Genomic DNA, 10,450 nt, shown 5'->3' on the forward strand with positions numbered 1-10,450 from the left:
AAATAGCGGCATCTCCCCTCCGGCCGGAAGCCCTGGCCGAACGGGTCGGACGCCGGCGGCGGGGTGCGGCCGCCATGCCCCTGTCGGCCGGGCCGGAAGCAGGCTATCTAGCCCGGTCATGCCCGTCCGGCCTTCATGCCCGTCCTCTTCCTGATCGTCTTCGTCGATCTCGTCGGCTTCGGCATCGTCATTCCGCTCCTGCCCTTCTATGCCGAGCATTTCGGCGCCGGGCCGGAACTGGTGACGATGGTGATGGCGAGCTATTCGCTGGCGCAGCTCGTGACGGCGCCGCTGTGGGGCCGCCTCAGCGACCGCATCGGCCGGCGGTCGGTGCTGATGGCGAGCATGGCCGGGTCGGTGGTCGCCTACCTCCTGCTCGCCTGGGCACCGTCGCTGGCGGTGCTGTTCCTGGCGCGGATCGCCGCCGGCGCCATGGCCGGCAACATCGCCGCCGCGCAGGCCTACATCGCCGACGTCACCCCGCCCGAGCGCCGTGCCCAGGGCATGGGGCTGATCGGCGCCGCCTTCGGCCTCGGTTTCATCCTCGGACCGGCGATCGGCGGCGTGCTCGCCGGGCACGATCCGCAGGACGTCGACTTCCTCGCCCCGGCGCTGGCGGCGGCCGGTCTCTCGGCGATCGCCTTCGCCGGGGCGACGCTGGTCCTGCGCGAGAGCCTCGACCGCACCGTGCCGCCGGCGCCGCGCCTGTCGCGCCTGGTCGCGATCCGCCGCGTGCTGGGCGGGGGCGGGGTCGCGCGCTTCATCCTGATCGGCTTCGCCACCATCGCCGTCTTCGCCGGGATGGAGACGACCTTCGCGCTCTGGTCGTCGCGCACCTTCGGCTGGGGGCCGGCCCAGAACGGCTATCTCTTCGCCTTCGTCGGGATCATCGGCGCCGTGCTCCAGGGCGGGGCGATCGGCCCGCTCACCCGCCGCTTCGGCGAGGCGCGGCTGCTTGCGGCGGGGCTCGTGCTGATCGCGGCCGGGCTCGCCGGCATCGCCGCCACGACCACGGTCGCGATGCTGTTCGCGGCCTCGGCGCTGCTCGGCATCGGCTTCGGCATGGCCAACCCCAGCCTCGCCTCGCTCGTCTCGCGCGGGGCCGGGCCGGGCGACCAGGGGATGGTGCTGGGCGTCAACCAGTCCGCCGGCAGCCTCGCCCGCGTGCTCGGCCCGCTCGCGGCCGGGGTCGCCTTCGCCCATCTCGGCAAGTCGGCGCCGTTCCTCCTCGGCGCCGTCGTCATCCTGCCGGTGGCGTTCGTCGTCCTCGCCATCGCCCGCGAGACGCGGGGGCGGCGATGAGGGAACGGCGCCCCGTCACCGACCGCACGGCCGGGAACCGGCGCAGCCCGCTGCGGACGCTCGCCGCGCTGCTGCCCTATCTCTGGCCGCAGGGCGAGACGGAACTGCGGCTGCGGGTGGCGGCGGCGCTCGCCTGCCTGCTCTTCGCCAAGCTCGTCAACGTCACCGTGCCGCTCTTCTACAAGGGTGCCGTCGACGCGCTGACGCCGCAGGGGACGGGGGTCGCCATCGCCCTGCCGGTGGCGCTGGTCGTCGGCTACGGCCTCGTGCGGGTGCTGGCCCAGGGTTTCGGCGAACTCCGCGACACCATCTTCGCCAAGGTCGCGGTGCGCGCCGTGCGGCGCATCGCCATCGAGACCTTCTCCCACCTCCACCGGCTCAGCCTCCGCTTCCACCTGGAGCGACGGATGGGCGGCCTCAGCCGCGCCATCGAGCGCGGCATGGAGGGAACGAGCTTCCTGCTCAACCTGCTGCTCTTCAGCATCGTCCCGACGATGCTGGAGATCGGCCTCGTCACCGCCATCCTCTGGGGCCTCTACGACGTCGAGTTCGCGCTGGTGACGATCGGCACCATCGCCATCTACGTCGCCTTCACCACCAGCGTCAGCGAATGGCGGGTCAAGTTCCGGCGCGAGAAGAACGAGCGCGACAGCGAGGCGAACGGCCGCGCCGTCGACAGCCTGCTCAACTACGAGACGGTCAAGTATTTCGGCAACGAGGCGATGGAGGCGCGGCGCTACGACGGCGCGCTGGCGCTTTACGAGCGGGCGTCGCTGCGCACCCAGGCCTCGCTCTCCTTCCTCAATGTCGGCCAGGGGACGATCATCGCCGTCGGCCTGACCGCGATGATGCTGCTGGCCGGCGAGCGCGTGGTCGCCGGCACCATGACCGTCGGCGACTTCGTCCTCGTCAACGCCTATCTCCTGCAGCTCTATGTGCCGCTGAACGCGCTGGGGTTCGTCTACCGCAACCTGCGGCAGTCGCTGATCGACCTCGAGCAGATGTTCGCGCTGCTCGACGTCGAGGCCGACGTCCGCGACCCGCCGGACGCGCCGCCGCTGCCGGACGGGCCGGGGCATCTCCGCTTCCGCGACGTCTCCTTCGCCTACGACCCCAGGCGGCCGATCCTGCGCGACGTCTCGTTCGAGGCCCGCCCCGGCGAGCGCATCGCCATCGTCGGCCCGAGCGGGGCCGGCAAGTCGACGGTGGCGCGCCTGCTCTTCCGCTTCTACGACGCGACCGCCGGCGCGATCGAGATCGAAGGGCGGGACGTGCGCGCCGTCACCCAGGCGAGCGTGCGCGCCGCCATCGGCGTCGTGCCGCAGGACACCGTCCTCTTCAACGACACCATCCTCTACAACATCGCCTATGGCCGCCCCGAGGCGACGCCGGAGGAGATCGAGGAGGCGGCACGGCTGGCGCAGCTCCACGACTTCGTGCAGGGGCTCCCCGACGGCTACCGGACCCAGGTCGGCGAGCGCGGCCTGAAGCTGTCGGGCGGGGAGAAGCAGCGCGTCGCCATCGCCCGTGTCATCCTCAAGCGGCCCCGCATCCTGGTCTTCGACGAGGCGACCTCGGCGCTCGACACCAACACCGAGCGCGAGATCCAGGCCGCCCTCGACCGGGTCGCCGCCGGGCATACCACCATCGTCATCGCCCACCGCCTGTCGACCGTGGTCGATGCCGACCAGATCCTGGTGCTGGACGCCGGCCGCATCGTCGAGCAGGGGCGCCACGCCGAGCTCGTCGCCCGGAACGGCCTCTATGCCGGGATGTGGCGCCGCCAGTCCGAGGCGGCGCGGCTGGCCGACGAACTGGCCCGGGTCGCGGCGGAGCAGGGGAACGCGGCGCCCCCCGTGGCGTGAGCCCTACATCTCGTAGAACGAGAAGAAGGCCGCCGGACTCGCCTTGACCGCGTCGGCGGCGATGCCGACGAAGGTCAGGCTGCCGGCCTCGCCGAGGTCGACCACGGCGTTTCCGCCGAGCGCCAGGACCCGCGCCGCCATGGCGCTCGGGTCGCCGATCGCGAGCCCGCCGAAGAGTTGCGGGATGCGGACGATGTCGCTGCCGGTCTCGAATCCGACGACCGAATCGTGACCGATCGGCGCACGATCCAGCAGGATGACGTCGTCGCCGTCGCCACCTTCCAGGTGGTCGTTGCCGGGTCCCGCGAGCAGCGTGTCGCGGCCGCCATTGCCGAAGACCGAATCGTTTCCGCCATCCCCGGCGACCGTGTCGTCGCCGTCTCCGCCTGCGACCGTGTCGTCCCCCGCCCCGCCGTGGACGGAATCGGCGTCGCGGTCGCCCATCAACGAATCCTGGCCGGGCCCGCCCAGCACGAGGTCGTCGTCGGCGCCGCCATGGATGGTGTCGTCGCCCTCGCCGCCGACCAGGAGTTCGTCCTGGAGCGCGAAGAGGTCGGCGTTGGGACCGCCCAGGATGCTGTCGTTGCCGGCATCGCCGAACACCGCGTCGCGGCCGTCGCCGCCGAATGCCGAGTCATTGCCCCATCCGCCGGAGAGGAAGTCCTTGCCGATGTCGCCGTAGAGCCAGTCGTCGCCGCCGAACCCATAGAGCCCATCCTCGTCGAGCCCGCCGAACAGCGTGTCGGCCGAGGAGCCGGTGGCGGGGTCGTCGCCGACCAACTGGTCGTTTCCCGGGCCGCCGAAGATGAGGTCGGCCCCGACGTCACCATGGAGCGCGTCGTCGTCGAGGTCGCCGAACAGCCGGTCGTCTCCGCCTCCCCCGAGGATCGTGTCCGCGCCCTGGCCACCGCGCAGCGTGTCGGCCAGGTTCGGCAGCGGATTGGTCGGGTCCCAGCCGTCGCCGGACAGGCGGTCGTCGCCGGGACCGCCCAGGATCTGGTCGCCGCCGCCCATGCCCAGGATCGTGTCGTTCCCGCCGCCGCCGGCGATCAGGTCGTCGTCGCCACCGAGAATGGCGTCGGAATCGCCGACGATCTCGTCGGCGCCGTCGTTGCCGTCGATCGTGTCGGCCCCTTCCGAGCCCCATATCAGGTCGGTACCGTTGCCGCCGGCAATCTGGTCCCGACCGGGTCCGCCATCTGCCGTGTCGTCGCCGTCCGACCCGACGAGCGTGTCGTCGCCGCCTTCGCCGTCGAGGGAGTCGTTTCCCGCCAGACCGAGAAGGCGATCGTTGCCGTCGGCCCCGTGGATGGTGTCCGCTTCGTCCGTGCCGACCAGGAGGTCGGCATTCTGTGTGCCCGTGAGCTGAGCCATCGACCGGTCTCCGTCGCTGCGGATGGACCTGGAAGCGTGCTGCCGTGACGAGCATGATGCATGTGTGGGCAATCATCCACGGGGAATCTATCCTCATGGTTGGGTGACGCGGCGACGGTCCCCTGGGGGAGCGGGTCGGCTATGATGGCCGTTCGATCGAGGGCACCGATCCGGGAGTGGCCAGCCTTGCCCGACAGCACAGACGTGGAGAACCTCGCCGCCGGGGTGCTGGCGGGACAGCGCCGGGCGCTGGCGCGCGCGATCACCCTCGTCGAGTCGGCGCGCGACGACGACCGTCCGGCGGCCGAGGCGCTGCTGGCGGCGGTGATGCCGGCGGCCGGCCGCTCGATCCGCATCGGCATCTCGGGCGTGCCCGGCGTCGGCAAGTCGACCTTCATCGAGGCGTTCGGGCTGCATGTCGTCGGCCGCGGCCACAAGGTGGCGGTGCTGGCGGTCGATCCCTCGTCCAAGGTCAGCGGCGGTTCCATCCTCGGCGACAAGACGCGGATGGAGGAACTGTCGCGGAGCCCGGCCGCCTTCATCCGACCGTCGCCGGCGGGGCGCACGCTGGGCGGCGTCGCCCGGCGCACGCGCGAGGCGATGGCGCTGGTCGAGGCCGCCGGCTTCGACGTGGTGCTCGTCGAGACCGTCGGCGTCGGCCAGTCGGAGACGGCCGTCGCCGAAATGGTCGACCTCTTCCTGCTGCTGCTGCTGCCGGGGGGCGGCGACGAACTCCAGGGCCTGAAGAAGGGCATCGTCGAGATCGCCGACCTGCTGCTCGTCAACAAGGCGGACGGCGATCTGGAGGCGGCGGCGAAGCGGACGGCCGCCGACTACCGTGCGGCGATGCGGATGCTCCGGCCGGCGAACCCGCCGTGGAAGCCGGTGGTCGAGCCGGTCTCGGCCCAGACCGGCGCCGGGCTGGCGACCGCCTGGGAGACGATCGAGCGCTATCGCGCGACCATGGAGGCGGCGGGCGCCCTGCAGCGCCGGCGCGCCGCCCAGGCCCGGGCGGCGCTCTGGACCGAGATCGAGGAGGGGCTGCGCGCCGCCTTCCGGGACGATCCGGCCGTCGCGGACGGGATCGGCGCGGCCGAGCGCGAGGTGCCGGCCGGCCGGCAGCCCCCGGCCGCCGCCGCCCGGCGCCTCGTCCAGCGCTTCCTCGGCCATGAAGGACGCGGATGACCCGGCGGTTCGGCCATCTCTCGGACGAGGCGCGCAGCGGCCTGCTGCTGGCGGCGGCGGCCGTCCTCGCCATGCTGGCGGCCAACCTGCCGGGGCTCGACCGGCTCTACGCCCTGTTCCTGGAAGTCCCGGTCGCCGTCCGGGTCGGTGCGCTGGAGATCGCCAAGCCGCTGCTGCTGTGGATCAACGACGGGCTGATGGCCCTCTTCTTCCTCTTCGTCGGGCTGGAACTGAAGCGCGAGGCGGTGGCGGGGTCGCTGCGCGACGCGCGGGTGGCGGCGCTGCCGATCGCCGGCGCGCTCGGCGGCGTCCTGGCGCCGACCGCCGTCTATCTCGCCGTCGCCCGCGCCGAGCCGGCGATCCTCGGCGGCTGGGCGATCCCGGCGGCGACCGACATCGCCTTCGCGATCGGCATCGCCGCCCTCCTGGGACGGCGCTTCCCGCCGGCGCTGCGCATCTTCCTGCTGACGCTGGCGATCGTCGACGACCTCGTGGCCATCCTCGTCATCGCCGTCTTCTACACGGGCGACCTGTCGGCGACGGCACTCGTCGTCGCCGCCCTGGCGCTGGTTCTGCTGGCGCTGCTCAACCGGCTGGGCGTCGTCCGCGTCGCCGCCTACGTCGTCGTCGGAACGGTGATGTGGGTCGCCGTCCTCAAGTCCGGGATCCATGCCACGCTGGCGGGCGTGGCGCTCGGCCTCGCGGTTCCGCTGTCGGGGCGGGACGGGCGCGAGGGCCCCGCCCATGCCTTCGAGCACGGGCTGGCGCCGTGGGTCAATTTCGCGATCCTGCCGCTCTTCGCCTTCGCCAATGCCGGGGTGGTCCTGGCCGGGATGTCGCCGGCGACGCTGGCCGAACCGCTGCCGGCGGCGATCGCGCTCGGGCTCTTCGTCGGCAAGCAGGCCGGCGTCATGCTGGCGGCCGGGCTGGCGATCGCCGCCGGCGTCGCCCGCCTGCCGCGCGGCACCTCCTGGTCGCAGCTCTATGGCGCGGCACTCCTGACCGGCATCGGCTTCACCATGAGCCTCTTCATCGGCAGCCTCGCCTTCCACTCCGACCGCGTGCTCGACCAGATGCGCCTCGGCGTCCTCGTCGGCTCCCTTGCTTCGGCGCTGGCCGGAGCCGCCTGGCTGCGCTGGTGCGCGCGCCCGGGCAATGCTTGACGGCGCCGCCGGGCTCGCGTAGAAGGCCCGACTTCCGCGGTCCGCCCCCTGGCGGGACCGCCCCGCAATATGCCCCGAAGGATGCGAGTTCGATGGCCCGTCGCTGCCCCATGACCGGCAAGGCCGTGCAGACCGGTCACCATGTCAGCCACGCCAACAACAAGACCAAGCGGCGGTTCCTGCCCAACATGCAGGTCACCTCGCTGATGTCGGACGTGCTGGGGGCGACCGTGCGGCTGCGCGTCACGACGCACGGACTGCGCACCATCGAGCACAATGGCGGCATCGACGCCTTCCTGCTCGGCACCAGCGACTCCAAGCTGCCGAGCGAGGCGCTGCGCCTGAAGCGCCGCATCGAGAAGGCGCAGGAGAAGAAGGCGGCCGCCGCCGCCTGAGTCGCGGCTTCCCGAGCGAATGCCAGACGGCCCGCCTTTCGGCGGGCCGTCTGCATTTCGGGGGCGAGGGACGGCGGGACCTCAGTCCCGCTTTTCCCGGTAGATGTTGCCGGCGAGGTCGATATGGACCTCGACCTTCTCGCCGAAGCGGTTGCGCGCCTCGACCTCGTAGTGGTTGCGCTTGCGCTCGACATCGTCGAGGTCGCGGTAGCCGGCCTGGCGGAGGATCTCCATCAGTTCGGCGCGCGGCTTCTCCTCGTGCGGGGCGACGTGGCGGGGGCCGCGGTCGCCGCGGGGGCCGCGGTCGTCGCGCGGGCCGGCCCAGGGCGGGGGCGCGCCGGCCGGGCGGATCTCGATCCGGGTGCCGTCGGCGCGGGTGATGGTGAAGGCCTCGAAGTTGCGGCCGTCGGGCCGGCCGGAGACGCTCAGCTTCTCGCCCGCCTGGATGTCGAGGCGCCGGTGCCATTCCGGCCCGCTTTCGACCAGGACCTTGCCGCTGGCATCCTCCAGCACGAACTTGTTGCCGAAGACGTCGGTGACGGTGCCGCTGATGGTGATGCCGGCGGGCGCCAGCACATCGCGGATCGGGGTCTGGGCACCCGCGGCACCCGCGAGCGCCAGTCCGAGGATGCCGGCGGCGGCGAGCGATTTGTGGGTGAGGTTCATGGCGATCTCTCCTGGTCCGGCCGGCACCGGGCCCGCTGCCCGGCCGCCGTCCGATGGAGGCCAGGGATAGCGGTTCGCCCCTGAACCTGTTCCAAACCATCCGTTCAGCTTCGGTTCAAGGGAAACCCGGCATTGTCCGTTCGACCGATGATCGCCCGACGCACGCTCCTCGCCCTGCTGGCCTGGCTGCCCGCCGCCGCCTCCCTGGCCGACGACCGGCCGCGGCGCGGCGTGCTGCCGCTGGCGGCCGTGCTGGCGCGGGTCAACGGCCGCTTCGACGGCACGGTCCTCGACGCCGACATCCGCGGCGACGACGACGGGCGCCTCGCCTACGAGGTGCGGTTCCTGACGCGCCGCGGCAACGTCATCCGCATCCGGCTCGACGCCGCGACCGGCGAGTTCCTCGAAGTCGAGGGGCACGGCTTCGTCGACGCGCTGAAGCCGGACGGACGCTAGGCCGATGCGGGTCCTGCTGGTCGAGGACGACCTCCGGCTGGCGACGGCGCTGGCGGAGACGCTGCGCCGGGCCGGCTATGCGGTCGACGTCGCCGGCGACGGCGACCGCGCCGCCGCCCAGGGCGAGACCGAGCCCTACGACGCCGCCGTTCTCGATCTCGGCCTGCCGGGGCGGGACGGCATCGCCGTGCTGCACGGGTGGCGGCGGGCCGGCCGCACGCTGCCGGTGCTGATCCTGACCGCGCGCGACGCCTGGGCCGACAAGGTCGAGGGCTTCAAGGCCGGCGCCGACGATTTCCTGGTCAAGCCGTTCCGGGCCGAGGAGGTGGTCTTCCGCCTGCGCGCCCTGATCCGGCGCGCCCATGGCCATGGCGACACGGTGCTGCGCTGCGGTGCCATCGCCTTCGACACCCTGCTCGGCGTCTTCACGCTCGACGGCGCGGCGCTGACTCTGACCGCCTTCGAATGGCGCATCCTCGCCTACCTGATCCATCGCCGGGAACAGGTCGTGTCGCGCTCCGAACTGAGCGAGCATGTCTACGAGGACCATGTCGAGCGCGACTACAATTCGCTCGAGGTCATCATCGGCCGGCTGCGGCGCAAGGTCGGGCGCGACCGCATCCAGACGGTTCGCGGCCAGGGCTACCGGCTGACGGCGGAGGAGGGGGGCGAGGGCGGTGCGGACGGCAGCCTCCCTTAGGGTTCGCCTGCTGGCGGGGGCGGCCTTGTGGATCGCCGTCGCCCTCGTCGTCGCCTGGGTCTGGATCGGCCAGCTCCTGCGCGGAACGCTGGAGCACGGCTTCGACGAGCGCCTGGCGGCGACGCTGACCGCGCTGCTGGCCGCGGTCGAGGTCACCGCCGACGGTGCAGTGACCCTCGATCGGCCGCTGGCCGACCCGGCCTTCGAGCGCGCCTTCTCCGGCTGGTACTGGCAGGTGGCCGACGGCGCCGTGGTCCGCCTGCGCTCCCGGTCCCTGTGGACGGAGCAGATCGCGCCCGCGGGGAATGCCGGGGCGGTCGGACCGGACGGGCGGCCGCTGCGCCTGCTCCGCCGCACGGCGACCGTGCCGGGATCGCCCAGCCCGCTGACCCTGACCGTCGCGGGGCCCCAGGATGCGATCGACCTCGAGGCGGCGCGGATCGGCCGGACGCTGGCGATCGCGCTCTCGGTGCTCGGGCTGGGCCTCGCGGTCGCGGTCCTGCTCCAGACGACGATCGGCCTCGCGCCGTTCCGTCGCATCGGCCGGCAACTGGCCGACATCCGCGGCGGCCGGCGCCAGGCGCTCGATCCCGACACCTTCGCCGAGGTGGCGCCCCTGGTGCGGGAGGTGAACGCGCTCCTGCGCCACGACCAGGAGGTGGTCGCGCGCGCCCGCACCCATGCGAGCAACCTCGCCCACGCCCTCAAGACCCCGCTTTCGGTCGCCGCCCTGGAGGCGGCCCGCCGCGGCTCGCCGGAACTGGCCGAGGCGGTCGGCCAGATGGACCGGATGATCCGCCACCACCTGCGCCGGGCGCGCGCGGCGGCCGCCCATGGCGTGCTCGGCGCCCGCGTCGCCGTCGGCCCGGTCCTGGCCGATCTCCTGGCCGTGCTGGAGCGCATCCATGCCGATCGCCATGTGACCGTGTCGCGCGACCTGGCGGACGACGTCGCCTTCGCCGGCGAGCGCCAGGACCTGGAGGAGATGCTGGGCAACCTGCTCGACAACGCCTTCAAGTGGTCGCGCGGCCGCATCGCGGTCGCGGCCGTCGTCGCCGACGGCCGGCTGCGCCTCACCATCGCCGACGACGGTCCCGGCCGCGCCCAGGCCGACAAGGCGCGCGCACTCCACCCCCGGACGCGGCTCGATTCCGGCCTCGCCGGCGCCGGCGTCGAGCCGGCCGGCGGACCACCTGAGCAGTTCCTGCGGGCGATCGCCCGCGATGTCGAGAAATGGAAAAAAGTGGTCAAGGCCGCCAATATCAAAATATCGAGCTGATGTGGTACAAACACGGGGGCGGATGTTTGCGTCCGCCCCCGTGTTTTATTGAATTCAATAAAAAC

The 10,450-nt window shown here is 72.5% G+C and carries 10 protein-coding genes; 8 read left to right on the plus strand and 2 right to left on the minus strand.

The features are described 5' to 3' along the window. Window positions 1-135 precede the first annotated feature (135 nt). A complete protein-coding gene (locus ACE3Q3_RS01830) occupies window positions 136-1,302 on the plus strand; it encodes an MFS transporter (protein ID WP_374440895.1) in 1,167 nt (388 codons plus the stop codon). Beyond that, entirely contained in the window at window positions 1,299-3,167 is a 1,869-nt protein-coding gene (locus ACE3Q3_RS01835; protein ID WP_374440898.1) for an ABC transporter ATP-binding protein/permease, read from the plus strand. Before ACE3Q3_RS01830 ends, ACE3Q3_RS01835 begins: the two co-directional genes overlap by 4 nt. Before the next feature lie 3 nt (window positions 3,168-3,170). Here ACE3Q3_RS01835 and ACE3Q3_RS01840 read toward each other — a convergent pair whose 3' ends face one another. After that, window positions 3,171-4,541, minus strand: a complete 1,371-nt coding sequence (locus ACE3Q3_RS01840) for a calcium-binding protein (protein WP_374440900.1) — start codon at window positions 4,539-4,541, stop codon at window positions 3,171-3,173. A 186-nt stretch (window positions 4,542-4,727) separates the two neighbouring features. On the opposite strand from ACE3Q3_RS01840, the gene meaB reads away from it, so the two are divergent. The 3 genes from meaB (at window position 4,728) to rpmB (ending at window position 7,284) form a co-directional block, all read left to right on the plus strand. Next, on the plus strand, window positions 4,728-5,726 hold the full coding sequence (meaB, locus tag ACE3Q3_RS01845) for a methylmalonyl Co-A mutase-associated GTPase MeaB (RefSeq protein ID WP_374440902.1): 999 nt from the start codon (window positions 4,728-4,730) through the stop codon (window positions 5,724-5,726). Next, complete coding sequence (gene nhaA / locus ACE3Q3_RS01850; protein WP_374440905.1) at window positions 5,723-6,889, plus strand: Na+/H+ antiporter NhaA; 1,167 nt, start codon at window positions 5,723-5,725, stop codon at window positions 6,887-6,889. Before meaB ends, nhaA begins: the two co-directional genes overlap by 4 nt. Window positions 6,890-6,981: 92 nt before the next feature. Further along, a complete protein-coding gene (gene rpmB, locus ACE3Q3_RS01855; RefSeq protein WP_374440908.1) occupies window positions 6,982-7,284 on the plus strand; it encodes a 50S ribosomal protein L28 in 303 nt (100 codons plus the stop codon). Between the two features lie 81 nt (window positions 7,285-7,365). On the opposite strand, the gene ACE3Q3_RS01860 is transcribed toward rpmB, so the two are convergent. Further along, window positions 7,366-7,950: a PepSY domain-containing protein gene (locus tag ACE3Q3_RS01860; protein WP_374440911.1), complete on the minus strand. Its 585-nt coding sequence runs from the start codon at window positions 7,948-7,950 to the stop codon at window positions 7,366-7,368. A 132-nt stretch (window positions 7,951-8,082) separates the two neighbouring features. On the opposite strand from ACE3Q3_RS01860, the gene ACE3Q3_RS01865 reads away from it, so the two are divergent. Genes ACE3Q3_RS01865 through ACE3Q3_RS01875 form a run of 3 tightly spaced genes read left to right on the plus strand, consistent with a single transcriptional unit; the run spans window position 8,083 to window position 10,385 of the window. Next, the gene (locus ACE3Q3_RS01865) at window positions 8,083-8,406 is read left to right on the plus strand and encodes a PepSY domain-containing protein (RefSeq protein WP_374440914.1); all 324 of its coding nucleotides are present in this window, start codon (window positions 8,083-8,085) and stop codon (window positions 8,404-8,406) included. A gap of 4 nt (window positions 8,407-8,410) precedes the next feature. Further along, on the plus strand, window positions 8,411-9,106 hold the full coding sequence (locus tag ACE3Q3_RS01870) for a response regulator (protein WP_374440917.1): 696 nt from the start codon (window positions 8,411-8,413) through the stop codon (window positions 9,104-9,106). A gap of 25 nt (window positions 9,107-9,131) precedes the next feature. Further along, entirely contained in the window at window positions 9,132-10,385 is a 1,254-nt protein-coding gene (locus tag ACE3Q3_RS01875; RefSeq protein ID WP_374440920.1) for an ATP-binding protein, read from the plus strand. Window positions 10,386-10,450: the final 65 nt, after the last annotated feature.

Origin of the sequence: Allostella sp. (assembly GCF_041913585.1) — a bacterium.
Lineage (GTDB): Bacteria > Pseudomonadota > Alphaproteobacteria > ATCC43930 > Allostellaceae > Allostella.

What these genes read in the sequence shown, in the direction of transcription:
- ACE3Q3_RS01860 (WP_374440911.1), bottom strand. Translation starts at nt 7,950, where the DNA reads ATGAACCTCACCCACAAATCGCTCGCCGCCGCCGGCATCCTCGGACTG.
- ACE3Q3_RS01870 (WP_374440917.1), top strand. Translation starts at nt 8,411, where the DNA reads ATGCGGGTCCTGCTGGTCGAGGACGACCTCCGGCTGGCGACGGCGCTG.
- rpmB (WP_374440908.1), top strand. Translation starts at nt 6,982, where the DNA reads ATGGCCCGTCGCTGCCCCATGACCGGCAAGGCCGTGCAGACCGGTCAC.
- ACE3Q3_RS01835 (WP_374440898.1), top strand. Translation starts at nt 1,299, where the DNA reads ATGAGGGAACGGCGCCCCGTCACCGACCGCACGGCCGGGAACCGGCGC.
- ACE3Q3_RS01830 (WP_374440895.1), top strand. Translation starts at nt 136, where the DNA reads ATGCCCGTCCTCTTCCTGATCGTCTTCGTCGATCTCGTCGGCTTCGGC.
- nhaA (WP_374440905.1), top strand. Translation starts at nt 5,723, where the DNA reads ATGACCCGGCGGTTCGGCCATCTCTCGGACGAGGCGCGCAGCGGCCTG.
- ACE3Q3_RS01840 (WP_374440900.1), bottom strand. Translation starts at nt 4,541, where the DNA reads ATGGCTCAGCTCACGGGCACACAGAATGCCGACCTCCTGGTCGGCACG.